The following is a 24,444-nucleotide window of genomic DNA, read 5'->3' on the forward strand; positions in this document are numbered from 1 at the left end:
TGCTTGACTTCCTCATCCGAAAAATTCCTGCGGAAGCCCCTTAGGATCGAGGGATGGAATCTGGGGATCCCCGGCAGGATGCAGCCGACAGACTTGAGCATCGCGACGAACCCCCCATTGCCGGAAAGCCGGTCCGCCCCCACAGGGTCACGGCTGCCATGGTTGCAGCCCGGGCAGGGGTCTCCGCTGCGACCGTTTCGCTCGTGGCCAACGGCAAGACTGCCGGCAGGGTCTCAGAGGACAACGTGGTCCGAGTCCGTGCAGCCATCCAAGAACTGGGTTATGTCGTCGATGGAATAGGCAGTTCACTGGCCAAGGGAGTCAGCTCGCTGGTCCTGCTGGTAGCTCCCGATATTTCTAATCCATTTTTTGCGAAGGTGATCGACGGAGTGCGCCAGGCCCTCGGCGCTGATTACCAGGTGCTCCTGTCCGTCACTGACGCAGGATCGTTTCCGCAGGCTGACGACATTCGGCGCCTGCTCTCACTCCGGCCCGCCGGGTTGTTGGTGGATGCTCCTAATGCCCGGTTCCTGGAAGATCTCTCTGCCTCCATTCCCCTGGTCCTCCTCGATGCGCCTGGGCTCGAGAGCTACGCGCCCTCAGTCAATCTCGACGTCGCGTTCGGTGCCCGCGAACTAGCCGCCCATCTGGCTGCAGAGGGCCACCGAACCGTCGCCTACCTGGACAGCGTGACAGGAACGGACACCTTTACCCTGCGCCGGGAAGCCTTCCTCACTGCTGCTGCAACCCTGGGTATCCACGTCGCCCCAGACCGCATTATCGGGACCACCATCGATGTGGGGGCGGCCGCGGCGGCCTTTGCCTCCACCTGGCCGGCGTGGGCGCGTGCGGGCGTCACCGCCGTCGTCTGTGGAACTGATACCCACGCGTACGGGGTCCTGCAGGAGGCACGCGTTACAGGCGTGCGCATCCCTGAAGACCTTGCTGTTGCGGGATTCGATGACCTGCCGTATTCGGCCACCAGCAATCCTGGCCTTACCAGCGTCCATCTCCCGGCAGAGTCGCTAGGCTTCGAGGCAGGCGATCAGCTCCGCCGCCTCATGCTGGGGGAAATGCTGGCACAATCGCAGGTCACCCTAGAAACATCCCTGCTCATCCGCCGCTCAACATCCGTCAGCGCACCGTAGGTTTGCAGTATGAACCTGAACTGATCTTCCGGCTTTCCACCATGTTCCACCCGTTGGAGCCACCTCAGTCAGGGCCTCACCGTATGCTGGTTCCATGGCTACTAACTGGGGGCGCCTGGACCCCGCACTGCGTGCATCTGTGCAGGAGAATGTTGAGCTGTACGAACGTGTCCGGCCCGCGCTGAAGCTGGTCACGCGGGACGTCCTGCTGACACTGCGGACCATACTCAAGGGCAGCGAGGTCACTCCCCTTTTTGTGACGGGCCGAACCAAGACTGTCGAATCGTTCCGCGAAAAAATTTCCAGGATCGAAGAATCCCTGGAACCGGGCGGGGACCCGGTCCTGAAGTTCCCAGATCCCTTCCGCACGCTTAATGACATGGTGGGCATCCGCGTGATTACAAAGCTTCCCGCCGAAAATGCTGTGGTAGCCAACATCATCAAGCGCCAACGCCACCTGTTTGACTGCCGTGGAGACCGCGAAAAAGACATCGGTTCCATCGAATCCGGCACGTACGGTTACTCAAGCCGGCACCTGATCCTGCGAACCCTGCAGAACGACGCCGTCAAGGAGTACCAGCAGACGTTCAACATGGAGGGCTCCCCCAACGGCAGCTACTTCTTTGAGTGCCAGATCCGTACGGTATTCGCCCATGCCTGGAGCGAAATTGAGCATGACATCCGCTTTAAGGCAGAAGACCCGCGCGCGTGGACCCCGCACTTTGACAGGCAGTTCACGGCCACCGCCGCCATGCTGGAAACCGTGGAGGGAGCATTTGCCGACCTGCACGAACGCTACGAGGAAGTGCAGAGCTTCTGGGACACGGAGGGGGAAGGGGCTGCGCAGCTGACACCCAATCGCATCCGGGACGTCTGGCGGACGCTCCTGCCGCACGTTGACCGGAAAGTCGACGACGACTGGGGCTGGGCTGCGGAACTCATGGCCGCCCACGGACTCAACCAGACTGTCCAGCTTGCCGGGCTCCTGAGCGCGGATCGCATTACCGACGTCCGTCGCGCCCTTGATCATCGGTATTCCCCCGGCCCTGACCGCCTGCTTGATGATCTTCTGCTCTGGCAGTACGGCACCAAGCACGTAGACCTCACAGCTGAAGCGCCAGATGTCGTGCCACATCCTAGGCGGGACAGCCTACAGCGCCGGCTCAAGCAGATTGAACGGTACCGGCAGGCCCAGGACTAGGCAGGTATCGCGCAGTACCGGCGCCTTGGTCGAGCGGTCCCCTACAGGTCCCGTGTCGCCAGGATGGCCCGGTCTCGTCCTTGGGCTTTTGCCTCGTAGAGGGCCTCGTCAGCCGAGGAAATCAAGGCTTTGAGGTCATTTTTCGTGGCGTCGTACATGGCGATTCCATAACTTACGGTGGGGAGCGTTATCCCGTCCCGCGCCGACACTCTGGCCAGGGACGCGCTGATCATCTGGGTAAGGCTCTGCGCACGGTCCGCAGATATTCCGGGTAGCAGGATCACAAACTCCTCGCCACCGTAGCGGGATACCAGGTCTGAACTCCTGAAGTTATCGCGGCAGACATCCGCAAACGCAGCAAGCGCTATGTCTCCGGCCGCATGCCCAAACGTGTCGTTGATCATTTTGAAGTGGTCAAGGTCGGCAACAATCAGCGCCCCGGCTGACCGTGCGCCGTTAAACTTCTTGGTCCGCAACTGACGTTCGGCCTGTTCCAGGAAGGCGCTCCGGTTAAGCAGCCCTGTCAGTCCGTCCAGGGATGCCTTTTCCTGGAGATCCCTGTTCTGTTGCTCGTTGCTGAGCCCAGACATACTGAAAGAGACAACGGCCAGGAGAACCATCGTCAGAAGTGTTGTAGGTGCCGTGCCGAACCAGGCCAGAAAAAAATCGGAATTGGGCCCGACCACCATGAATGCCACGCCACGGGAAAGATAGAAGGCTGAGAGGCAACTCGCCGCCAGCCCAAGGGGGATGCGCTCCCGGCTATAACCCGGTTCCAGCTTCCATATTTCCCACGCCGCCAAGCCCATTGTGGTTCCCATCGAAATCAGGAATACCCTGCCACCTGCCCACGTGTTGGTAGCGGGGGAATCAAGGGTTCCAGCCATGAGCGTCAACGTTGGTATGACGATGAATGCCCAGAGGGGCATCTTCCGTGTCCGCAGGGACCGGGCCGAATACCAGACACAGGTGCAACCTGCCACGAGCAATGCGCCACCGAGAGGATTTGCCCAAAGCTGTTGCGGTGTTCCGTCAAAAAGGAACGCGGCCGACCCTGAGAGGTAGAGCAGGAGTCCAGAGCACCACCAGCCGCTAAAGGCAGATTTAGTGTGAAGATACGACGAAAAAAAGAACAGCAGGCCGAGAGAGGCTGCCAAAACACCAAAGGCAACCCGAAGCGTCGCTTCGTCCAATAGCATGCAGTCACTCCCCAGCCGAATGTCTTCCAGACAAAGTATTACACCTCACCGCTGACACTGCACCGTGATGACCACTCCCTGTCACGTACGCAGCCAAACCCGTGGGTAAGATGACGGGCCTGCAGAAAGTCCTGTCCATCGAAATATACTCTCTGAAGAATATACAGACCGTTGTGGAGAGGACTTTCTGCCATTGCAGGAGGGCAGTAGGGCAGCATTCCCTACCAGTCGAACCATGTTTCCGGGCCCTCATGTGTACAACGATGTAAAGTTTCATTCAAGAGCGAGCTCCACACCCCTCATCGGAAGGTCGACGCATCTCAATGAAGAACTGGGCAGGAAACCTTGAGTACTCCGCCGCACGCATTGTGCGGCCTGAATCCCTGGCGACCCTCACTGACGTTGTTGCCAGCGCTGCTACCGTCAAAGCACTGGGCTCCCGCCACTCTTTTAGCCGGGTGGGCGATACCGTTGGCACGCACGTCTTGTTGGACGGCCTTCCCCAAGAGATCACCATCGCCGAGAACCGGCAGAGTGTGAGAGTAGGTGGCGGTATCAGCTACGGAACGCTGTGCCGTGTACTTGAGGACGGCGGGCTCGCCATCCATAACCTCGCGTCACTCCCGCACATTTCCGTAGCTGGTGCAATCCAGACCGGAACGCATGGCTCCGGCGTCAACAATCAGGCGCTTGCCGGTGCCGTCCAGGCCATTGAACTGATCCGGCCGTCGGGAGAGCAGGTCAGGCTGACGCCTAGCGACGGCGATGCCTTCTTTTCAAGTGTTGTTGGCCTTGGTGCGCTCGGAGTAGTCACGGCAGTTGACTTGGCAGTTGTTCCCAGCTTCCTCATGCGTCAACGGGTTTTCGAGGATCTGCCCTGGGCGGCGGCTCTGGACAACTTTCCGGCGCTGGTCTCGAGCGCCTACAGCGTCAGCCTATTCACCGACTATTCGGGACCCAATATCGCCCAGGTCTGGCTTAAGGCAACGGCTGATGAGCCCGCCCTGACAGACCTCTTCGGGGCGCGTGCTGCCACCGTCGCCCGGCACCCGCTACCAGACATGAGTGCCGAAAACTGCACGCAACAAATGGATCAGCCTGGGCGCTGGCTGGACCGGCTTCCCCATTTTCGCCACGAGTTCACACCGAGCAATGGCGATGAGCTGCAGAGTGAATTCATCCTGCCCCTTGAGCATGCTCCTGCCGCGATTACGGCGATCCAGAAATTGGCAGGCAAGCTTTCCCCTCTGCTTTTCATCTCGGAAATCCGGACAGGCGCAGCCGACGATTTCTGGCTCAGCCCGTTCTATCAGCAGCAAAGCGTGGCATTCCACTTCACCTGGAAGTTGCTGCAGGCTGAGGTCGAGGCATTTTTACCCGAACTGGAGGACGCTCTACGGCCTTTCGGCTCACGTCCGCACTGGGGCAAGCTCTTCACGCCAACAAGTTACGACTTCGAGCTGCTCTATCCGCGGTTCGCGGACTTTCGTGCCCGCGCAGCGGCAAACGACCCGGAAGCGAAATTCCGCAATCCACTACTTGACGCTATTTTCGGCGTCCAGGCGGCCAGCACCCGCTGAATGCATGCAGGCCCTACCGCCAGGCTCCGTGGGGACTTGGATCAGGGTCATCCCTCGCCACGCTTGCCAATACCGTGCAACGACGGGCAACGGGCGGGGTGGACGCCACCAGAGGAACGACGACGGCTTCCATCCCCTGGACGTCTCAGCCCTGCCGATCCAGGAAGCCTGTCCACGGCCCAGGTCCGCGCCCGACATCGACGATAGTGCCAGCCAAATCCTGTGCCCACGCCGCAGCCAGGGCGCAGTCCAGCGGGCTAGCCTGATCAATGGAACCGAACCGGGCCATAGATTCAGCGGCAAGCCCGGCGGTGGCCTGATCAAAGGCCATGCCCTCAGGCTAGCGATCCACTCTCAACGCTTCCCTTTTTTCCGCGATCCCTTGCCCCTGCCCTTGTCCGGATTCGGAGCATATCGCTGGGCGACCTTAGGCTTCTTGACAGGAACAGCCCGCCGGTCGGGCTTAGGTTCACGCTTGGGTTTTTCCTGGTTGGCCGACGGCTGCCTGGAGCTCTGGGCCGTCCGGCCGCGGACTATGCCAATGAACTCCTCGATAACTTCGTCCGTTGACTCCGAAAGCCATGCAACCGCGATCTGCGTCGGGTCCGCTCCGCTCAGTGGCCGGTACACAGTGTCCTTGACGTTGAAGTGCCTGGCCACAGACATGGGGAGAATCACCAGCCCGGCACCCGATGCCACCACCTGCAAGGCCATGGCGGGTCCGCCCAGTTCATCAACGTCAAGGAACGTCTCCGCCGTCAGGTCAGCGGCGTCCACGCCCTCGAAAACCGAGATTTCGTGCCCTTTGGGGGCCACCACCACCGGCTGTTCTTCATAGAGGGCAATGACACTCAGGCCCTCCCGCTCTACCGGCAGACGGACAAAACCGAGGTCTGCCGAACCGTCCCGTAGCGCCTGCTCCTGTCCGCTGTCGTCGGCCATAAACGCCTCCACGGCGATGTCCGGCATGCGTTCTTCCCAGCGCCGAATCCACTTGCCCGGCGTCACGCCGGCAACATAGGAAAAGCGCAACACCCGGGCAGTCTCCTGATCGGTGGGAGCAGTCGGATCTGCTGTCGTTTCGGGTACTTCGGCTGCGCTCACCCCTTCACAGTACCGCCGGTCTGGGGTTGGGGTGCCGCACCACCGCAGGGGCGGATATCCTAGAGCCATGACATCCGCCAACTCCCAGTCCATGAAGCCGGCCACCGTTGCCAAAAAACTTGGCCTCTACCTGCCCGCAACACCCCAGGAGTTCCAGGAGTCCAGCATTACCCGCGAGGAATTTGCTGCCCTCCAGGCAACACCTCCTGAGTGGCTCGCTGAACTTCGCCGCACGGGGCCGCATCCCCGTCCGGTGGTGGCCCAGAAGCTGAACATATCCATCAGCGGCCTCAGCCGCAGCGGTATCGAAGAAGCCCTCACGACGGCGGAAATCACCGCTCTGCTCCAGGCCCCACCGGCATGGCTGGTGACCGAGCGTTCCACGCACGCCGCCGTCCGTGCTGAAGCCCAGCGCGTCAAGGAACAGGCAGAAGCAAAGGCAGCCAAAAAGTAGCCCCTGGTTGCGGGCACGTGCCTGCGGCATTCGCTACCCAAGAGATTCCCCACTGCCAGCCCCTGGACAAGGGGCTGGCAGGTGCGGAGCCCTAGAGCTTCGGGATCAAGACCGGTGTGCTCTTCTTGTAGGCCTCGTAGTCATCCTGACCGCCCCACTTCTTGTCGGCCTTCTTTTCAAGCATTGGCACCCCACTGATCTTGATCAGAAGGAGGGCGACAAAAACCGGCGACACCAAGGCCACCCACTGCCAGCCCTCAAGAACCGGCAGGGCAATGATGGCCACCCCGAGCCAGAGGACAATCTCTCCAAAGTAATTGGGGTGCCGGGACTTGGACCAGAGTCCATTGGAGATGAACTTCCCCTTGTTCTGGGGGTCTGCGGCAAAGGCCCGCTTCTGGGAATCAGCAACAGCCTCGATTCCGAACCCGATGATCCAGACCACCAGCCCCACAACTGCCACCCAGTCCAGGGACACGCGCGTGGACGAGGCGATTGCAATCCATGCCGCTCCTGCAGTGAGGGTCACCCACAGGCCCTGAACGGTCCAGACGTTAAGGAACCGCACAAAGTTGGGCTTGATGTCATCAAACCTGTCGTCTTTCCCGGCCTTGCTCACACGCTTGAACAGGAACGTTCCCAAGCGTCCGGCCCAGATCAGGACCAGGGCTGCCAGGAGCAGCGCGCGGGCATCAACGCCCGGGGTGAGAACCACCAGCAAAAGCGTAATGGTGATGTAGGTCAGAGATCCGGTCAGATCATAGAACTTTTCTGTCTGCGCCCTGAACGAGGGGATGAAGACAAGCCACTGAACAACGAACACGGCGATAACCGCGAGGGCAAAGGTGGGGATGCCGCCAATGTCCGCACCGCCTTGGCTGCCAGCCCACGCCACCAGGGCGGCAACAACCACAACCAGTGGCGTTACTATCAGCAGCTTTTTGTTACCGTCCTTGGACACGGTGATCCCTTCAAGATGTGTTTTACGTTCTGCAGCGTTCCTGGATGTACCAGCGCCCACAGTCCTTAGGAAGTTACAGTATCCCAGCCCCCACGCATTGACCTCAGAGGCTCAACCGGATGGAATGGAATGCACGGCACTGGATTTTCAGTCCACGCGACACATGAGGAGGTGCGAAGTGATCAACGAATCAGCAAACCTGGCGTCCTCCGTGTGGCAAGTGGTTCTCGGCGGCTCTGTTTTTATTGCCGCAGTCCCCGCGACGGTGTTGGCAGTCCGCCATCACCGCTCCTACGACGACACTGGATCGGACCACCTCTTCTGGGACCTGTTCATCGGCGCTGTCGTTGCAGTCCCGGCACTTGTCATTGCCACAGTAGCCTCACCGTGGCTGGGATTGGTGCTCGCCGCGAGCGGCGCAGCCGCGGGCTGGTGGGCGTTCCGCACCTACCCTCGACTGGCCGAAGCCGTCGCGCAGCGCAGACGACGCCGCGAAGCCGCACCAGCGCTGCGCTCCGCCGAAGCCCGCCATGACCAGGCAGTTGCCCGGTGGCAGCGCTATGAACTGGATCCGGGGCTGACCATCGACTTCCCGGCCATGTCCGATCCCCGCAAGCCAGAAACGGCGGAGCTCATTAAGGCACTGAGGTCCGCATCTGCCGTGAAAGCAGATGCGGACCCTGATGCTTACATTCCCGCAGTGGATCGTCTAGAAGCCGCACTGCTCAGAGCGGAGACAGCAGCCGGAGCCATGCCCCGCAACGAGGCCTGATATGGCTGGTGCAGGTGCGCCCTAGAGCTCGACCGTACCGCTTTCGCCTACGCTCATTTTGCTGTTTGTCGCTTTTGCCTTGACCCACTGCAGCACTGTGGCCACTGTTCCACCGGGGCTGGTCCAGTATTCGGCGGAATCCGAGTCCACCTTCAGGAGAACCACACCGGGGGTGTCCGGTCCGTCAGGGAACCATGCTTCGACGGCCTGGTTCCACAGCTCGTGAATTTTGGCGCTGTCCGTGATGATCTCGGCGGTGCCTGCCACGGAGACCCATTCGGTGTTTTTACCGAAGGAGACGTTGACCCGCGGGTCCGCGTGGACGTGCGCTACCTGTGATGTGGAGTCAGCCGTGAAGAACCACAGGTCGCCGTCCTCCTTTACATCCTGGACGGCCAGGGGCCTGCTGACCAGGGCGCCATCCTCGTTGAGGGTGGCCAACATCCCAATCCGGGAATCGTTGATGATGTCTGTGACTTTTTTGATGTTCTCGGCTTCGCTCATGTTCGCACCTCGTTCGTGAATGCTGCAGGGTACTTCCCTGACCCCAGCCTATTGCTCAGCATGCTTATTTTCCACCGCGGCCGGTGCAGACCCCTGGCGCTCCAGGACCTGGCCCCTGAAAAACTCTGGCCGAATCCTTGACATGACGATCATGATCACCACGCCCAGCAGGATCACGCCCATGCCAAGGATGAACACCATGCCTACGCCACCGACAGAGGAACCGGAACCATAGGCCGGGTCCATGGAATCCGTGGCGGTTTTGAAGAACATGACCAACAGGATCACGCCGCCCAGAAGGGGTGCGAGGAACTTGAAGAAAAATGCCCTGGCACTGGTGAATGCCTCGGCACGGAAGAACCAGACGCAGGCCATTGCCGTCACGCCGTAGTAGAAGCAGATCATCATTCCCAGGGCAGTGATGGTGTCCCACAGGGCATTTTCAGAGGTGGTTCGGGTGATGACATAGAACGCTGCAGCCGCAATGGCGGCAACAATCGTGGCATAGCTGGGGGACTTGAATTTAGGGCTGATGGCGCCGAACTTCGTGGGCAACGCCCGGTAGTGACCCATGGAAAGCATTGTGCGTGCGGGAGAAACGAACGTCGACTGCAAGGATGCCGCGGAACTGCTCAGGATGGCAAGTGACATCAGAATTGCAAAAGGTCCCATCACCGGTCCGGACAGAACAGCAAAAATACTCGACTGATTGTCCGGGTTTCCCACTCCAAGACCTTCCTCCCCGATTCCGGCAAAGGACAGTGTGGCCAGGGCGATCGTCATGTAGATGATCACAATCACAAGGACTGTCACCGTGGCGGCGCGGCCTGGCGTCTTCTCGGGATCCTTGGTCTCCTCGTTCATGGTCAGCGTTACATCCCAGCCCCAATAAATGAAGATGGAGAGTGATACACCGGCAGTAAACGCCGAGAAGGAACCCACAGCAAAGGGGTTGAACCACTCCGGGGTGATGGCTGTGGCAGCAAACGCGGTGCCGTTGCCGACGTGGATAAAGGCGGCCACGGCAAACCAGCCAAGAACTAAGAGCTGGAAAGCCACGAGGACATACTGGACACCCTTGGTGGTTTCCATACCGCGGTAGGAGATCCAGCAGGCTCCGGCAATGAAGACAAGCGTGGTGGCAATGTTCAACGGGAGGTTGGTGGTCAGGTCTGCCAGATCTGGATTGCCAAGCACCTGCGAAAGCATCAGGTAGAAGAAGTCCACTGCCACGGCCGCCAGATTGGAAAGCACAATGATGGTGGCAGCAATAAGGCCCCAACCACCCATCCAGCCCACCCAGGGACCAAAGGCTCGTGAGGCCCAGGTGAAGGACGTGCCGGCATCAGGCATTGCGTTATTAAGTTCGCGGTATCCGAGGGCAACAAGGAGCATAGGGATAAATCCGACAAGGAAGATTGCCGGCAACTGGACGCCCACTTCGGACACCGTGGGGCCTAGCGCGGCCGTCAGGGTATAGGCCGGAGCAATACATGACACCCCAATGACCACCGCGCCGATCAGGCCGACGGAGCCGGCCTTGAGCCCCTTGTCGCTCAAACCGCCAGTGGAAGATGTTGCGGGTGGCGCAACGCGCTTGATGCTCATGACTGTCCTGCCTCTCCGGAAGGGTCGTTCGCTGAAGTCTGGCTAGTGCCTTCCGGGACATAGTCGCGGGGGACCACAATCATGGGGACAGGCAGTGACCGGAGAATACGGTTGGCTGTCGACCCCAGGAAGATGGAGCGGTTCTGCGCAAGCCGACTGGATCCAATGAGCAGGACTTCACCGTCTTCCCAGTCGAGACGGTCTACTGATTCCTCGATGGTCCGGCCACGTGCCACCACAATTTCGGGAATCGGGGCATGGACGCCGGAAACGGTAGCGGCCATGGCATCTGCGGCCCTGACCGTAGCCGCGTTGACTGCATCCTCTTCATTCTCGCCATCGAGGGTCAGCAGCGAGACGAGCCGTAGCGGAGTCTCCTTCACAGCTGAGAGAGCAACGGCGAACGTGAGGAGGTTTTGCGCACCGGGCCGGGTCCCAATTCCACAGCTGTACCGGGTGATTGGATCGGTCCGGTGGTATCCCTGGGGAGCTAGTGCCACTGGGACAGCCGCTGAGTGCAGGAGCGACCCTGCCACCGAGCCCACTGTAAAGCGGCGGAAGAGACCGCTGCTGGTAGCACCGATGACCAACAGATCAGCGCCAAGGTCAGCAACTGCGTCAATCAGGACACTGGCTTCCGAATCACCACGCCGGATGTGGGCCCGGGCCTGAACATCATCAGGGATCATGGCCAATCCCTCGTCCAGCCACTCCGCGGCCTGCTGATCCAGGATCTCGTCATATCCAGCTTGCGGCGGGTAGATACCGCTGAACGGCGAACCCTCGGGGAGGACGAGGACGAGGTCGATGGAGGCATTGTGTCCCCGTGCCAGGGCAACTGCCAGGTTAACCGCGTCATATCCACGGGCGTTTGCCGAATATCCCACGACATATCTCATGGCAGTATCTCTTTTCAGTCAGGTGATGGTGCAGTGCAGCTGTCAGGAGACAGCTGTGGCCGAAGTCTTTGTTCCAGCCGCGGTGGCTCCGGCAACGATTCGCCCAGCTGTGATGGCGCCCATGCGGATAGCTCCATCCACATGCTGGTATCCCTCGGCAGCAAGGTCAGAACAGGACCAGTAAATGGGGCCGACAGGCGCCAGCTGATCCTTTCCGTAGCGGTGAAGGCCCCCCAGGTCATAGCTGGTGGCGTAGGCACCCCGCGTCCACTCCTCAGAGCCCCAGTCAGATTCGTAGTACACCTCCGGCGTCAGTGCATCAGGGCCCAGGAACGTGGCAATTGATTCAAGGACGGCCCGTTGACGGTCCTCCTCGCTGAGCTCAAACATTGCGTCGGCTTTTTCGTCGGAGATAAAGCCCACAAGCGTTCCCCGCGGATCCTCATGATTGGTGTTGTCATAGACCTCCTGCACGATCGATCCGGCACCAAAGCCCGTACCGGACAGTCCGTTCTCACGCCAGAAGGGTGTCGAGTACACCGCGTGGACCTTGATAACGAGGCCCAGGGACTGGTGCTGGTGCATCTGGTGCTGACGCCGCGGAAGCGGCGGATCAAATGACACACGTGAGTAGAGGTTCGGCGGAACCGCCATCACCGCAAAACGGGCCGTTACAGTGGCGCGATCGGAGATTGCGGTGACAGTGCCGCCGTCGGACGTCCCAGACCACCGGATGGTGCGTACCGGACTGTCCAGGACAACATCACTCCCGAGTTCCTGCGCCATGCGCTCCGACACGTGCTGCATGCCGCCCACTACGCGCTTGTCCAGAATGAAGTCCTCATCAGTGAGATTACTGAAGGATCCTGCAGAAGCTGCCATGAGTACAGCCTGGAGTGCGCTGAAGGCATGGGCGGGCTTGGTAAGCATGCCGCCTGCAATGAAGAGGCCAATATTGTTACAGGCCTCTTCATCTTCCGACTGGGCGCGGAGCCAGTGATGGAAGGAAATCGTGTCGAGCTCCCTGGACTTGGAGTGTGCCCAAGGCTCGGTAGGACCAATTTCCGCCGCGAGTCCGTCGAGGATCTCAATGAGCCGATCCATTTCCGCCTTGGTCGACTCCTGGACAGGGAATGAATCTCCCGTGTAGCGCGTGGCAGCTCCATCAGCTCCGATATAGACGGATTCGCCTTCCCGATAACGTGAGTACGTACCGAGGCCCAACTCATCGAGGAGCCCAAGAAGGGCAGTTTGATCCGGTGAGACCCACTGACCGCCTATTTCGAGCATGGCCCCGTTAATGGTGTCGGTCCAGGTCCTGCCACCCACCCGATCCCGGGCTTCCAGGACCGCGACACTCAAGCCCGCTTTCCTGAGCTCCCTGGCGGCCGTAAGGCCTGACGGCCCGGCTCCCACAATCACAACGTCCCTATCCAGATGCAGCATGATGTCCTTTCCGGTCCCGCGGGTGACGCGGGGCACTAAATGAATGCCATTCATTTAGAGTAACTATAAGGCCACCGTGGTCCACGCAACAGTGCTTGATGGAATAATTCTTCGAATCACTACCGAAAGGTCAGTCATGCCGGCATCTGCCGCCGACCACCACAGCCCCACCGTGCCTCGACGCACACCGTCCCGCCGCAGGGTGGGCCGGCCACCATCGGCCGTACTGGACCAGGGCGTCATTACGGTGGCGGCGCTGGATCTCATCAGCCGAAAAGGCTACGAGGGTCTCACCATGGCAGCACTGGCCCGCTTCCTGGATGTGGCTCCGTCGGCCCTTTATAACCATGTCAACTCAAAAATGGATGTCCTCCTGCTCCTGGAAGACCACCTGACTGCACGCGTCGACGTGTCTGCTTTCGCAGACCGTCCATGGGACGAGGCAGTTTACGCATGGGCCGCCAGTTACCGAGACGTCTTCGCCCAGCACACTCCACTCATTCCCGTGATAGCCGTCCTCCCCGTGACCAACGCTCCCCAGACCCTGGCCATGTACGAGGCAGTCGCTTCAGGGTTCCGGCATGCAGGGTTTCCGGACGAAAAAATCATTCCGTCGATCGTGGCCCTTGAGTCCTTTATCTTTGGTTCTGCCTACGACGTCACGGCCCCCGCGGATATTTTTGATCCAGGATCCATGGCACCTGCGACTCCCAACTTCACGTCGGCGGTCCACAGCCTGAAGAATGAGGAGCACAGCAGGCCAGCGGATATCGCGTTCACCCTGGGACTGGACGCCCTCATTGCCGGACTCAGCAAGCTGCGGCGCTTTTCCTGAGCCGGTCCCTACAATGATCGCCATGCCGCGGACAGGGCCCGGCTCAGCACCCTGGCGTGGATGCACTGCGAAATCTCGTTAAATGCAAAACCCCCGATCAGAAGATCGGGGGTTTTGCTGTGCGTGCGCGAGGGGGGATTTGAACCCCCACGCCCTTTCGGACACTGGCACCTGAAGCCAGCGCGTCTGCCGTTCCGCCACTCGCGCGCAACTTCCCTCACCCGATCCAGCACTCCGCGAGCGGAAGCCAACCGTGTGAAAGCAGCGAGATCAAGCATAACGGACGCAAGGGCCAAAACACGAATCGTCGTCTCCATCCTGCCTCTGACATGGACGAACGGATTCCACAGCAACATCCGCAAAATAGTGCTGATCATGTCGCCGAACACTATTTGAGCAGCGTACCGGGAGGCAGATTGAGGTCATTCTCAGGCACGGACAGTACTATCGAGTGTGGAAGTGCCTGCCACCCGGCGGCACGGCTGGTTAGCCGATGTCCAATGGACACCCGGATTCCCCGCTGAAAACCTCATGCTGGAGCCTAGGGAGGGAGAAGACCATGGGACTGCTGGACAATGTAGAACGAGGAATTGAAAAGGCCGTCCGAGGCGTCTTCTCGACCGGCTCAAAGGCCCAGGTGGAACCTGTCGAGATTGCAAGCCGGCTCCGCCGCGAGGTTGATAACAAATCCATGACCATCTCGGCTGGCCGCACACTTGTCCCCAACGTCTTCGACGTGCAACTCAGCGACGCAGACTTTGGCCGGGCCCAGGAATGGGGAACACCGCTTGCTGAGGAACTGTGTGACGTTGTCATCAACCACGTTCACAGCCAGGGCTACACGCTGCAGGGACCTGTACAGATATCCTTTCGCCGGAACAGCGAACAGCGGGCCGGAAATTTCGACATCACCGCCAGGACCGAAAAGGATGGCAACACCCCCGCTGCGCCGCCTCCGTCCCGGCCAAACCTCCCTGCCGCACCACAGAGGGCGCCAGCGCGACTGCAGCCAGTTCTGGATATTGACGGACAGCGCTATTCGCTGAACGCTCCCTCAATTGTCCTTGGGCGCTCCTCCGAAGCTGACATCCTCGTGGACGATACCGGGGTGTCGCGCCGCCATCTGGAAATCAGGACTGTCAACGGCCTCAGCAGCGCCGTAGATATGGGATCAACCAATGGAAGCTACGTGAATGGCCACCGGGTCGTAGAGCCTGCGGATCTCCACGACGGCTCCACCATCACCATGGGACGGACCAGAATCATTTTCCGTCTCCTACCCACGAACAACGGAGGCCGTTCATGACCGAGCTCAGCGACCTCACCATCACCGCGCTCCGCTTCGGCTTCCTGATCCTGCTGTGGGTTCTCATTTTCAGCATTGTCTCGACCATGCGGCGCGACCTGATGATTGGGAAAAAAGCCGCAGCTGGTGCGCCCACCGCACGTCAGGTCCGGAAAAACCCTGACCTAGCAGAAGTATCCGCTCCACCGGCCCGCCAGGCCCCTACGCAGTTGCTCGTCACTGAGGGACCACTGAAGGGCATCACAATCCCGTTGGCATCAAGCCCAATTCTCTTGGGCCGCGCCCAGGAAGCAACACTTGTCCTTGAGGACGACTACGCATCCGGCCGTCATGCCCGTCTTTTCCCCCAGGGTAGCCGTTGGTTCATAGAGGACCTTGGCTCCACAAATGGGACCTACCTTGCTGACCAGCAACTGACCCGCGCACAGCCAATGGAGCCCGGAGTCCCCGTGAGAATCGGCAAGACGGTCATCGAATTGAGGCCCTGACCATGGGTCACCCAGACTTGGCCGCCGCGGAAGGAAAATCCTCCCAGCGGCCCCTGATCATGAAGTATGCTGCCCGCTCGGACGTGGGGCGCGTCCGAGCAAAGAATGACGACTCGGCCTATGCGGGACGGCACCTGGCGGTGGTTGCCGACGGAATGGGCGGCCATGCTGGAGGCGATGTGGCGTCAGCGGCAACTGTCCTGGACATGCTTCACCTGGACCGGGAGTCCTACAATGGCGACGCCGCCACAGTGCTGGCGGACGAGATCCAGACAGCCAACTCCCTACTCTCGGAGCTGGTCCACATCAATCCCAAGCTCGCAGGCATGGGGACAACTGTGACGGCGCTGCTTCTCGCCGAGGGTAAACTGCACTTCGCCCACATTGGTGATTCCAGGGCCTACCGACTTCGGGATGGAATCTACGAACAGGTCAGCATCGACCACACGTTTGTGCAACGTCTTATTGACGAGGGACGTCTGCAACCTGAAGAGGCGGAGACCCACCCGCACAAAAATGTCCTCATGCGAGTTCTGGGCGATGTTGACGCAAGCCCGGAACTTGATTTGCAGGCACTTGACGTTGTGCCAGGTGAGCGCTGGCTGCTCTGCTCCGATGGGCTTAACTACGTAGCCGGCCACGCCGTTGAACGTACGGTGCGGGGGACCAGGAACCTTGGCGAGTGCGCGGACATCCTGATTGACCTGACTCTTGAGGCTGGATCGCCGGACAACGTCTCAGTTGTCCTGATCGACATCATTGAGGAGACGCCAGACGACGTCAACACCGCCGCCGTGGACATCATTAGTGCACCACCGGCAGCCACTCCGGCTGCATCAGCCACGCCTATGGCACCCGGGAGTCCCAACGACAAGCCCGTTTCGGCCAGCGGCGAACCGGCGGATTCCACAGACCCGCACCTTGGCGAACATCTCTCCGCGGAGGTCCTCCGGGAAGAACTGGCCCTGAGGCCACATGAGCTCGTAGGAGCAGCAGCCACCGCTGCGGCCAGTGGCTCCATCCCCACCATCGCTGGGCGGACCGTTGCCCGACGCGCAGCCACAGTCCTCACCCACAAGGCGGGTGATACCGAACCTGCGGAACCTGAAGACGTCATACCGCTGAAGCCACGTCGCTGGCTGACTCTCTCTATTGCTGCAGCTGTCGTGGTTGCGCTGACGGCTGGGATCTGGCTCGGTTACGCCTGGACTCAGACTCGCTACTATGTCGGGGAGTATGACTCGCGTGTAGCCATCTACAACGGCGTCTCCCAGCGCCTCGGGCCCTTCCAGCTTTCCACCCTCGAGACCGTAACTGACCTCACGCTGGACTCCCTCCCACAGTTCACGCAGGAGCGCGTCCGTCAGACAGTCCCTGCGGGAGATCTGTATGACGCTCAGGGAATCGTTCGGAACCTGCGCGACTTTGGCACCACAGCACCTGATACAGAGTGCATCCCACCCTCCGCTAGCCCGTCTTCATCGGCTTCAGCCACAGGGGGCGCGTCACCTGCGACGCCGACACCAACAGCGTCCGCCTCTGTCGGTGCAGCCACTTCCTCGGCTAGCCCGCGGCCCACCCAAATCGCCTGTGAGGGAACACCATGACCCAGGTCGGTACGGCTCCTAAACCACGACGCAATGTTGAACTTGTCTTGCTGGTGTTGGCCCTGATCGTCGGCATTGGTGCGAGCACATTGGCCGGAGTGGACCAGGGCGCAGCATTCGACTCGGACTTCTGGTTCCAATCGTCGCTGCTCGCTGTCGCAGCCCTGGCATTCCATATTGTCCTCCGCGTCAGGGCTAAATATGCAGATCCGGTAATACTTCCGTTGGTCGTTGCCCTCAACGGCCTCGGCCTAGCAATGATTCACCGGCTGGACGGCCCTGCCGATGACACCGGTAACAACCAGCTCCGCTGGACCCTCATAGCCATGGCCGTCTCGATCGGTGTGATCTGGCTTCTCAAGGACCACCGCATACTGCGTCGTTTTACCTATATTTCACTGGCTGTCAGCGCAGCGCTGCTGATCATGCCCCTGGTGCCTGGAATCACGGCTGGGGAGATCCTCGGGGCCCGTGTATGGATCCGGGTTGGGCCCATGACCTTTCAGCCCGGTGAAATAGCCAAGATCACCCTGGCCATATTCTTTGCTGGATACCTGTCCTCCAATCGAGATCTGATCCTGCTGGCGGGACGTAAAATCGGCCCACTCCAGCTCCCACGGTTCAAGGACATGGGCCCCATGGTGGCGGCTTGGCTAGTGAGTATCGGCGTTCTGATCTTCCAGCGGGACCTTGGCTCGTCAGTGCTCTTCTTCGGGCTCTTCATTGTCATGATCTACGTCGCCACCAGCCGAATCAGCTGGGTGGTCATTGGCCTTCTTCTGATCCTCGGTGGGGGCTTTGTTGCGGCGCGGGCGTTTTCCCACGTCAACCTGCGTATTGATGGTTGGATCAACGCCTTTACGCCCGAGGTCTACGACCGCTCCCCCGGCGGCAGCCGCCAAATCATCCAGGGCCTGTTTGGAATGGCTGATGGAGGGCTCGTGGGGACGGGTCTGGGACGCGGAACCCCAGACGTTGTTCCCTTCGCCAACAGTGACATGATCATTGCTTCGTTCGGTGAAGAACTGGGATTGATCGGTCTCTTCGCCATTGTCATGATGTATGTCCTTCTGGTCACCAAAGGTTTCCGTGCCGCGTTGGGCACCCGGGATTCCTTCGGAAAGCTCTTGGCCTGCGGATTGTCCTTCGCCGTGGCCCTGCAGTGCTTCGTGGTCATTGGTGGGGTAACCCGACTGATCCCACTGACCGGTCTGACCACGCCATTCCTGGCAGCAGGTGGGTCGTCGCTGCTGGCCAACTGGATCATTGTGGGTCTGCTGCTGATGATCTCCCATACAGCCCGGAGTCCGCTCAACACCTCGCCGCTGAAGCCGGGCGAAGCTGGAACCGACGCGGTCGAAAACGATGAACGAAAAGCGGTGACCCGTCCTTGAACCAGGCCATAAGAAACTCCTGGATGGCAGCGATTGTTATGTTCGCCCTGCTTTTCGGAGCCATCAGCTATGTCCAGGTCATAGGCGCAGATGACTTGAAGGGTAATCCCTGGAACAGCCGCCAGCTAAACAGGGACTTCTGCAATGACCGTGGATCCATCATTGTGGGCGGCGACGCTATTGCGGAATCCGTGGAAGGTACCGAATCATGTGCATTCCAGCGTGTCTACAACCAGCCTCAGCTCTACGCTGGACTGACGGGCTTCTTTTCCCAGACTTATGGGGCAACTGGCCTGGAGCTGTCCATGAACGAGCAGTTGGCTGGTAGCTCGGACCAGCAGTTCCTGGATCGTGTTGGCCAGCTGTTCCTGGGTAACCAGCCCAAGGGCGCATCCGTGGAGCTGACAATTGATCCTCAAATCCAGAAACTGGCCTATGACCTGATCCCGGATGGACAACGTGGATCGATTGTGGTGACCAATCCAAAAACCGGCGACATCATCGCCATGGTGTCCAAACCCTCGTTTGATCCCAACCTTATTGCCACCCAGGACAGCGAAGCTGCCAAGGCCAATTACAACGAGATCGCCGCAATTCCGGGCATCAATGCAAATCAGTCGGTCAGCGGCCCAACTGGATCACTCCTGTTTCCCGGCTCGGTCTTCAAACTGATCGACACCGCGGCTGCCCTGAACTCCGGCAAATACAACGCGGACAGCGTCCTGGAGAACCCTGCGCAGTTGGCCTTTCCTGGCATTGACTACACTCTTCCGAACTACGCTGGCGGCAGTTGCTACACGCGGGACACAGCGAGTTTCGCCTTTGCGCTCCAGCAGTCCTGCAATACCCCATTTGCCAGCATCGCCCTGGATCTTGGCGCCCAGGCAATTTCTGATCAGGCGGAGAAGTTCGGCTTCAATGAGGGCATGGGCGATCAATTGATGCTCCCGTATGCCACCAGCGTGTTCCCCGCCGACCTTGAGGGCCCGGCCCTGGCCCAGTCCGCCATTGGCCAGCGGGATGTCAAAGCCACACCTCTTCAGATAGCCCTGATGACCGCCGCCATCGCCAACGATGGGAAACAGATGAGCCCCAACCTCGTGAAGGCCCTGCGGTCTCCGGATCTGCGGATTATTGACGAGCCAAAGCCGAGTGTCCTGCGGACCTCCACCACGCCGCAGATCGCCCAGCAGATCACTGAGTGGATGACCAGCGTTGTCACTGAAGGTATCGCCAGCCAAGCTGCGGTACCCGGAGTCGATGTTGCCGGCAAGACAGGCACCGCCGAATTGGGTAACGGCCTGAACAACTCATGGTTTACGGGGTTCGCCCCAGCAAACGATCCGGAGGTCGCTGTCACCATTGTCATGGAGGACGTCGACATCACAACCGGAGCCCAGCTAACCAGTCCGAACGCAAGCAAGATTTTTGAGGCGGTGTTGAATAAGTGAGGCCTACATCCGGAATCACCCTCGGCGGCAGATTCCAGTTGACTACCCGCATTGCAATCGGTGGCATGGGAGAAGTCTGGAAAGCAAAGGACCAGGTCCTTGGTCGCATCGTCGCGATCAAGGTCCTAAAAGAGGAATACACGGGGGACCCTGGATTCCTGCAGCGCTTTCGCGCTGAAGCGCGCCACACAGCACTCCTGAACCACGTTGGCATCGCAAACGTCTTTGACTACGGCGAAGAGGACGGCTCTGCCTACCTGGTGATGGAGCTGGTCCCCGGCCATCCGCTCAGCACCATCATTGAACAGGAACGCGTCCTCTCACCTGACCGCACCCTGTCCATGATTGCCCAGGTGGCCCGTGCACTCTCCGCGGCGCACAAGCAGGGCCTGGTTCACCGCGACATCAAGCCCGGAAACCTCCTCATCACGCCCGAAGAACGCGTTAAAGTCACCGACTTTGGCATCGCCCGCCTGGCAGACCAGGTGCCATTGACGCAGACCGGCCAGGTGATGGGGACAGCGCAGTATCTTGCACCCGAGCAGGCTACCGGCCAGACGGCAACCGGAGCGTCAGATATCTATTCCCTGGGCATCATCGGTTACGAGTGCCTGACCGGCCACCGCCCCTTTACCGGCGAATCCCAGATTGCCATCGCCCTTGCCCAGGTAAATGATGCACCGCCGCCCCTCCCTGATTCACTGCCCCGCCCGGTGCGGGCGCTGCTGATGTCCATGCTTGCCAAGGACCCCAAGAACCGCCCTGCCAACGCCATCAAACTCGCCGAAGCGGCAGAAGCAATTCGCGCCGGTGACATCGAGACTGCACATGCCGCAGTGCCGGGCATGCTGTTGTTTGAGTCCACCACCGGACCAATCACGGCTCCCGTGAATGTCCCCACCTCGCCTACGGGAGTCATCGCCAGCAGCCCTGATACAAACAGTGCAGCAACATCTGCCCTACCTGTTGTCGGTGCCTCTGCAGCCTCCTTGGGAGACGACGAGCCAGTCCAGGCCGTGGCCGCCCAGCGTTCGTGGGTTCCCGAAGAAGACCAGTACGAGGATCAGGGCGACGAACCACAGAAGCGTGGGCGAAGCCCCTGGACGTGGCCACTGGTGGGCCTCATCATCCTGCTAATTTTTGCTCTTGGTGGCTTCCTGCTCCAGGGCACGGACCTTTTCACATCGGATAATAATTCGCCAGCCCCGGCTGTGACATCATCCAGCGCCCCTGCGCCGAGTAGCCCTTCGCCGACCCGGACAAGCGCCCGTCCCACACCATCAGAGACACCTCCGGCACCAGAACCCACACCGACTGTCGACCCCACAGTAAATATCATTCGGGCCGCCTACTTGGGGCGGACGTTCAGCGTAGTCGAAGCGGAACTCCGGAACTTGGGGCTGCAGGTGAATGGAGTTCCACAGGAGAATGCAGCACCCGTCAACACTGTCCTGGATCTCGGCCCATCTGGAGAAGTTGAGCCCGGGTCAACCATCACAGTTACCTATGCTGTCGCTCCTCCCCCCGAGCCGACCCCTGAACCAATACCCACCACGGAACCAACCGTTGCGCCCACAGCGACGACGACGACGACGCCCGTCACCGCTCCTGTCCTGCCGACCTGCGGACCATCCCAGGCGCCTGGCAACCCGGCTGTTTGCACTCCCTAGATCCGGTACCTGAATGAGTAACGAACCCCGCACGCCATCACACCGTGAAGACAGTCTCCCGGTGGATGGTCGACGTATCCTGAGTGGCCGCTACGAAGTTGGCGAGCTGATCGGGCGCGGCGGGATGGCAGATGTCCACCGGGGAACAGACTCGCGATTAGGCCGGACTGTTGCCATCAAGCTGCTTCGCCCAGACCTGGCTCGGGACCCTCAATTTCAGGCTAGATTCAAACGGGAGGCGCAAGCCGTTGCCGCGCTAAATCATCCCTCTATTGTTGCCATCTACGACACTGGCGATCACACCATGCCGGGAGGAACGGACGAAACCGTCCGCGTTCCCTATATCGTGATGGAATTTGTCTCCGGCCACACCCTCCGCGACTTGATACGCGCTGGCAAGATCACCATTGCCCATGCCGTGGACTACACACTCGGCGTTCTGGGAGCGCTCGAATATAGCCATAAGGCGGGCATAGTTCACCGGGACATCAAACCGGGCAACGTCATGGTGTGCGGCGATGGAGCCGCGGTAAAAGTCATGGACTTCGGCATCGCCCGCGCCATTGCCGACTCTGCGGCAACAATGACCCAAACCCAGGCTGTGGTGGGCACTGCCCAGTACCTTTCACCTGAGCAGGCACGCGGCGAATCTGTTGACGCACGCAGCGACCTCTACTCTGCCGGGTGCCTCCTCTATGAATGCCTCACGGGCAGGCCTCCATTTGTCGGCGACAGCCCTGTGTCCGTGGCCTACCAGCACGTACGGGAAGTACCAGAGCCTGCAAGCTCACTTAATCCCGAAGTGCCAGATTCCCTGGACAGTGTCCTCAGCAAGGCACTCCGGAAGAACCGTGCGGATCGTTTCCAGGATGCCGCAGCTTTTAGGCGCGCCTTGCGGGCAGCCCGAAGCGGTATTTCGGTACCAGAGGTCCATGCAAGCGATGCAGCAACCGATCCACAGCACCATGTTCCCATTACTGCCCATCCCGCAACAGAAGCTTTTGATGTGTCGCCTGCCGCGTCATCCACCTCTGACCGCGACACACCCAAGACCACGGCGGTGCGGTACCCCACCGAGGACGCCAGCGCGCGGGCATCACACGACGCAGTTGGCCTCCCCCTTGGCCTCCCTCCAGAACGCGAGCGGACAGCTGCCCAGAAGTCACGGCGTCGGACGTGGATTGTCACCCTCGCTATCTTCACCGTCCTGATACTTGCTGGCGGTGGGCTGTGGGTCTACAACGCCATGAACAACGCCGTGCCGGTCATTCCCACGGTCGCAGTCCCCACTGTTACTTCGCTGAGCGAATCCGATGCACTGCAAGAACTCTACGGTGCCGCGTTGCGTCCCACAGTAGAACGCATCAACAGTAATTCGGTGCCTGCAGGTACAGCTATCGGTACGGACCCGAATTCTGGTGAAAGCGTCCCTGAGGATTCTGAGGTCTTGCTGAACATTTCAGCTGGGCCAAGTTCCGTCACCATCCCGGAGGAGCTTCCAGGCCGGACTGAAGCGGCCGCCCGGGATCTGTTGCGCCAGGCGGGACTGACGGGGGTGCCCACAACCACCATGCTGAACAACCCCACAGTTCCCCGCGGATCGGTCATCACAAGCAATCCGTCACCAGGTCAGCTTGTGGCAGTTGATACCGCAGTGGAAATAGTGGTGTCCACAGGAAAAGTAGCCGTTCCCGAGCTCAGGGGACTGGCACTCGAGGAGGCCCGGAAAGCCCTCACGGACCTGAATTTAGGGACCAATGTCCAAGAGGTTGAGAACGGCCAGGTGGCCCCCGGGCAGGTCACTGACCAAAGCAACCCCGTCAACGCTGAGTTGGATCAGGGCACCACAGTGACCATCACGGTGGCCAAGGAGCCAGAAGCTCCAACACCGAGTCCCACGCCATCCACCAACAGCCCCTCTCCGAAACCCACCAAGACTAAAAAGTAATCCTGAACCAGGGTCGAATTGTTCGCCTTTCCGGCCTAGTGCCTGATCAACGGGCTGAGCCCCGAGGAGCGCTGGGCGGCACCTGCCATTCCCAGGGACTCAAGCCAATTGCCGACCATGTGGTAACCACTCTCGGTCAGAACAGACTCTGGGTGGAACTGAACACCGGACAACGGCGCTGTGCGATGCCGTAGACCCATGACGACTCCCGATGCCGTTTGGGCTGTGATCTCCAGAACCTCCGGAATGCTGCTTCGAACTGCGGCCAACGAGTGATACCGGGTCGCAGTAACCGGGGACACAATGTCCTTAAAAACGTCGGATCCATCATGCTCTACCAAGGAGGTCTTCCCGTGCATGAGCTCGGGGGCGTGAGTGACTACACCACCGAAAGCCTCTGCCAGTGCCTGGTGCCCGAGGCACACGCCCAGCATGGGTTTGTTGTTGACGCCGCACCACTTGATGAGGTCAATGCAGACGCCAGCATCGGCTGGTGCACCAGGCCCGGGAGACACAAGTACTCCGTCGCGGCTCCGCGCCAGTTCCACAGCTTCGGCCAGGGTGACATCATCATTTCGGACAACAGTTGTTTTGGCTCCGAGTTCCTCGAGGTAACCCACCAGGGTGTACACGAAGCTGTCGTAATTGTCGATGACCAGGATGTTTGCAGTGCTCATGGCTGGGCCGGAAAACCAATCGTTCGGACGGATTGCGTCAGTGGAGACACAGTCTTCCCTGCAATTATCTCACTTCTGGATACAGCTCCCACTGGTCGACTGGTTCCAGGCACCCACGGTGGCTTTGACCGCACTCGCGAGCACCTAATCGGACCGCGGGTGTATCCTCTTCCCGCTAGAATTGGACGCTAC

22 protein-coding genes and 1 tRNA gene are annotated in these 24,444 nt (G+C 60.2%); 13 read left to right on the forward strand and 10 right to left on the reverse strand.

What is annotated here, in order from left to right; translation table 11 throughout:
• The first annotated feature begins 158 nt into the window (after positions 1-158).
• Together QMG79_RS10360 and QMG79_RS10365 are read left to right on the forward strand one after the other, a co-directional pair.
• Positions 159-1,148 (forward strand): LacI family DNA-binding transcriptional regulator, encoded by a 990-nt coding sequence (locus QMG79_RS10360; RefSeq protein ID WP_283538710.1) that lies wholly within the window; start codon positions 159-161, stop codon positions 1,146-1,148.
• Between the two features lie 94 nt (positions 1,149-1,242).
• Entirely contained in the window at positions 1,243-2,349 is a 1,107-nt protein-coding gene (locus QMG79_RS10365; protein ID WP_283538507.1) for a GTP pyrophosphokinase, read from the forward strand.
• 41 nt (positions 2,350-2,390) lie between these two features.
• On the opposite strand, the gene QMG79_RS10370 is transcribed toward QMG79_RS10365, so the two are convergent.
• On the reverse strand, positions 2,391-3,548 hold the full coding sequence (locus QMG79_RS10370; RefSeq protein WP_283538508.1) for a GGDEF domain-containing protein: 1,158 nt from the start codon (positions 3,546-3,548) through the stop codon (positions 2,391-2,393).
• A 323-nt stretch (positions 3,549-3,871) separates the two neighbouring features.
• Here QMG79_RS10370 and QMG79_RS10375 point away from each other — a divergent pair, with 323 nt between their 5' ends.
• Positions 3,872-5,128, forward strand: coding sequence for a D-arabinono-1,4-lactone oxidase (locus QMG79_RS10375; RefSeq protein WP_283538509.1), 1,257 nt, complete (start codon positions 3,872-3,874; stop codon positions 5,126-5,128).
• Positions 5,129-5,273: 145 nt separating this feature from the next.
• Here the strand turns inward: QMG79_RS10375 and QMG79_RS10380 are convergent, their stop codons facing one another.
• Positions 5,274-5,459 (reverse strand): hypothetical protein, encoded by a 186-nt coding sequence (locus tag QMG79_RS10380; RefSeq protein ID WP_283538510.1) that lies wholly within the window; start codon positions 5,457-5,459, stop codon positions 5,274-5,276.
• Positions 5,460-5,482: 23 nt separating this feature from the next.
• Entirely contained in the window at positions 5,483-6,232 is a 750-nt protein-coding gene (locus tag QMG79_RS10385; protein ID WP_502934728.1) for a LysR family substrate-binding domain-containing protein, read from the reverse strand.
• Positions 6,233-6,299: 67 nt separating this feature from the next.
• Between QMG79_RS10385 and QMG79_RS10390 the strand changes: the two genes are divergently transcribed.
• Positions 6,300-6,686: a DUF5997 family protein gene (locus QMG79_RS10390; RefSeq protein ID WP_283538512.1), complete on the forward strand. Its 387-nt coding sequence runs from the start codon at positions 6,300-6,302 to the stop codon at positions 6,684-6,686.
• A 91-nt stretch (positions 6,687-6,777) separates the two neighbouring features.
• Here the strand turns inward: QMG79_RS10390 and QMG79_RS10395 are convergent, their stop codons facing one another.
• The gene (locus tag QMG79_RS10395) at positions 6,778-7,647 is read right to left on the reverse strand and encodes a DUF1295 domain-containing protein (protein WP_283538513.1); all 870 of its coding nucleotides are present in this window, start codon (positions 7,645-7,647) and stop codon (positions 6,778-6,780) included.
• Between the two features lie 178 nt (positions 7,648-7,825).
• Here QMG79_RS10395 and QMG79_RS10400 point away from each other — a divergent pair, with 178 nt between their 5' ends.
• Complete coding sequence (locus QMG79_RS10400; protein WP_283538514.1) at positions 7,826-8,419, forward strand: hypothetical protein; 594 nt, start codon at positions 7,826-7,828, stop codon at positions 8,417-8,419.
• A 21-nt stretch (positions 8,420-8,440) separates the two neighbouring features.
• Here QMG79_RS10400 and QMG79_RS10405 read toward each other — a convergent pair whose 3' ends face one another.
• Genes QMG79_RS10405 through QMG79_RS10420 form a run of 4 tightly spaced genes read right to left on the reverse strand, consistent with a single transcriptional unit; the run spans position 8,441 to position 12,930 of the window.
• On the reverse strand, positions 8,441-8,923 hold the full coding sequence (locus QMG79_RS10405) for a pyridoxamine 5'-phosphate oxidase family protein (RefSeq protein ID WP_283538515.1): 483 nt from the start codon (positions 8,921-8,923) through the stop codon (positions 8,441-8,443).
• Between the two features lie 48 nt (positions 8,924-8,971).
• On the reverse strand, positions 8,972-10,531 hold the full coding sequence (locus QMG79_RS10410) for an APC family permease (RefSeq protein ID WP_283538516.1): 1,560 nt from the start codon (positions 10,529-10,531) through the stop codon (positions 8,972-8,974).
• Entirely contained in the window at positions 10,528-11,430 is a 903-nt protein-coding gene (locus tag QMG79_RS10415; RefSeq protein WP_283538517.1) for a universal stress protein, read from the reverse strand. The genes QMG79_RS10410 and QMG79_RS10415 overlap by 4 nt, the downstream gene beginning before the upstream one ends.
• Positions 11,431-11,472: 42 nt before the next feature.
• Positions 11,473-12,930 carry a flavin monoamine oxidase family protein gene (locus QMG79_RS10420; protein WP_283538518.1) on the reverse strand — a complete coding sequence of 486 codons (1,458 nt, stop codon included), beginning with the start codon at positions 12,928-12,930 and terminating at the stop codon, positions 11,473-11,475.
• Positions 12,931-13,012: 82 nt separating this feature from the next.
• Between QMG79_RS10420 and QMG79_RS10425 the strand changes: the two genes are divergently transcribed.
• Positions 13,013-13,711, forward strand: coding sequence for a TetR/AcrR family transcriptional regulator (locus QMG79_RS10425; RefSeq protein ID WP_283538519.1), 699 nt, complete (start codon positions 13,013-13,015; stop codon positions 13,709-13,711).
• A 124-nt stretch (positions 13,712-13,835) separates the two neighbouring features.
• Here the strand turns inward: QMG79_RS10425 and QMG79_RS10430 are convergent.
• A tRNA-Leu gene (locus tag QMG79_RS10430) sits at positions 13,836-13,918 on the reverse strand.
• A 352-nt stretch (positions 13,919-14,270) separates the two neighbouring features.
• Between QMG79_RS10430 and QMG79_RS10435 the strand changes: the two genes are divergently transcribed.
• Genes QMG79_RS10435 through pknB form a run of 7 tightly spaced genes read left to right on the forward strand, consistent with a single transcriptional unit; the run spans position 14,271 to position 23,575 of the window.
• Complete coding sequence (locus QMG79_RS10435) at positions 14,271-15,017, forward strand: FHA domain-containing protein (RefSeq protein ID WP_283538520.1); 747 nt, start codon at positions 14,271-14,273, stop codon at positions 15,015-15,017.
• Positions 15,014-15,505: an FHA domain-containing protein FhaB/FipA gene (locus QMG79_RS10440; protein WP_283538521.1), complete on the forward strand. Its 492-nt coding sequence runs from the start codon at positions 15,014-15,016 to the stop codon at positions 15,503-15,505. Before QMG79_RS10435 ends, QMG79_RS10440 begins: the two co-directional genes overlap by 4 nt.
• 2 nt (positions 15,506-15,507) lie before the next feature.
• Positions 15,508-17,112 carry a PP2C family protein-serine/threonine phosphatase gene (locus tag QMG79_RS10445; protein WP_283538522.1) on the forward strand — a complete coding sequence of 535 codons (1,605 nt, stop codon included), beginning with the start codon at positions 15,508-15,510 and terminating at the stop codon, positions 17,110-17,112.
• Positions 17,109-18,506, forward strand: a complete 1,398-nt coding sequence (locus tag QMG79_RS10450) for an FtsW/RodA/SpoVE family cell cycle protein (protein WP_283538523.1) — start codon at positions 17,109-17,111, stop codon at positions 18,504-18,506. The genes QMG79_RS10445 and QMG79_RS10450 overlap by 4 nt, the downstream gene beginning before the upstream one ends.
• Positions 18,503-19,957 (forward strand): peptidoglycan D,D-transpeptidase FtsI family protein, encoded by a 1,455-nt coding sequence (locus tag QMG79_RS10455; RefSeq protein WP_283538524.1) that lies wholly within the window; start codon positions 18,503-18,505, stop codon positions 19,955-19,957. The genes QMG79_RS10450 and QMG79_RS10455 overlap by 4 nt, the downstream gene beginning before the upstream one ends.
• Complete coding sequence (locus tag QMG79_RS10460) at positions 19,954-21,627, forward strand: protein kinase domain-containing protein (protein WP_283538525.1); 1,674 nt, start codon at positions 19,954-19,956, stop codon at positions 21,625-21,627. The genes QMG79_RS10455 and QMG79_RS10460 overlap by 4 nt, the downstream gene beginning before the upstream one ends.
• Positions 21,628-21,640: 13 nt before the next feature.
• Complete coding sequence (pknB, locus tag QMG79_RS10465) at positions 21,641-23,575, forward strand: Stk1 family PASTA domain-containing Ser/Thr kinase (RefSeq protein WP_283538526.1); 1,935 nt, start codon at positions 21,641-21,643, stop codon at positions 23,573-23,575.
• Positions 23,576-23,610: 35 nt separating this feature from the next.
• On the opposite strand, the gene QMG79_RS10470 is transcribed toward pknB, so the two are convergent.
• Positions 23,611-24,252: an anthranilate synthase component II gene (locus tag QMG79_RS10470; RefSeq protein ID WP_283538527.1), complete on the reverse strand. Its 642-nt coding sequence runs from the start codon at positions 24,250-24,252 to the stop codon at positions 23,611-23,613.
• Positions 24,253-24,444: the final 192 nt, after the last annotated feature.

It is taken from the genome of Pseudarthrobacter sp. PS3-L1 (assembly GCF_030063285.1).
In the GTDB taxonomy this organism is placed as follows: Bacteria; Actinomycetota; Actinomycetes; order Actinomycetales; family Micrococcaceae; genus Arthrobacter.

Excerpts from the sequence above, each read along its gene's own strand:
- QMG79_RS10360 (WP_283538710.1), top strand. The coding sequence starts at position 159 with ATGGTTGCAGCCCGGGCAGGGGTCTCCGCTGCGACCGTTTCGCTCGTG.
- QMG79_RS10365 (WP_283538507.1), top strand. The coding sequence starts at position 1,243 with ATGGCTACTAACTGGGGGCGCCTGGACCCCGCACTGCGTGCATCTGTG.
- QMG79_RS10370 (WP_283538508.1), bottom strand. The coding sequence starts at position 3,548 with ATGCTATTGGACGAAGCGACGCTTCGGGTTGCCTTTGGTGTTTTGGCA.
- QMG79_RS10375 (WP_283538509.1), top strand. The coding sequence starts at position 3,872 with ATGAAGAACTGGGCAGGAAACCTTGAGTACTCCGCCGCACGCATTGTG.
- QMG79_RS10380 (WP_283538510.1), bottom strand. The coding sequence starts at position 5,459 with ATGGCCTTTGATCAGGCCACCGCCGGGCTTGCCGCTGAATCTATGGCC.
- QMG79_RS10390 (WP_283538512.1), top strand. The coding sequence starts at position 6,300 with ATGACATCCGCCAACTCCCAGTCCATGAAGCCGGCCACCGTTGCCAAA.
- QMG79_RS10405 (WP_283538515.1), bottom strand. The coding sequence starts at position 8,923 with ATGAGCGAAGCCGAGAACATCAAAAAAGTCACAGACATCATCAACGAT.
- QMG79_RS10410 (WP_283538516.1), bottom strand. The coding sequence starts at position 10,531 with ATGAGCATCAAGCGCGTTGCGCCACCCGCAACATCTTCCACTGGCGGT.
- QMG79_RS10415 (WP_283538517.1), bottom strand. The coding sequence starts at position 11,430 with ATGAGATATGTCGTGGGATATTCGGCAAACGCCCGTGGATATGACGCG.
- QMG79_RS10420 (WP_283538518.1), bottom strand. The coding sequence starts at position 12,930 with ATGAATGGCATTCATTTAGTGCCCCGCGTCACCCGCGGGACCGGAAAG.
- QMG79_RS10425 (WP_283538519.1), top strand. The coding sequence starts at position 13,013 with ATGCCGGCATCTGCCGCCGACCACCACAGCCCCACCGTGCCTCGACGC.
- QMG79_RS10435 (WP_283538520.1), top strand. The coding sequence starts at position 14,271 with ATGGGACTGCTGGACAATGTAGAACGAGGAATTGAAAAGGCCGTCCGA.
- QMG79_RS10440 (WP_283538521.1), top strand. The coding sequence starts at position 15,014 with ATGACCGAGCTCAGCGACCTCACCATCACCGCGCTCCGCTTCGGCTTC.
- QMG79_RS10445 (WP_283538522.1), top strand. The coding sequence starts at position 15,508 with ATGGGTCACCCAGACTTGGCCGCCGCGGAAGGAAAATCCTCCCAGCGG.
- QMG79_RS10450 (WP_283538523.1), top strand. The coding sequence starts at position 17,109 with ATGACCCAGGTCGGTACGGCTCCTAAACCACGACGCAATGTTGAACTT.
- pknB (WP_283538526.1), top strand. The coding sequence starts at position 21,641 with ATGAGTAACGAACCCCGCACGCCATCACACCGTGAAGACAGTCTCCCG.
- QMG79_RS10470 (WP_283538527.1), bottom strand. The coding sequence starts at position 24,252 with ATGAGCACTGCAAACATCCTGGTCATCGACAATTACGACAGCTTCGTG.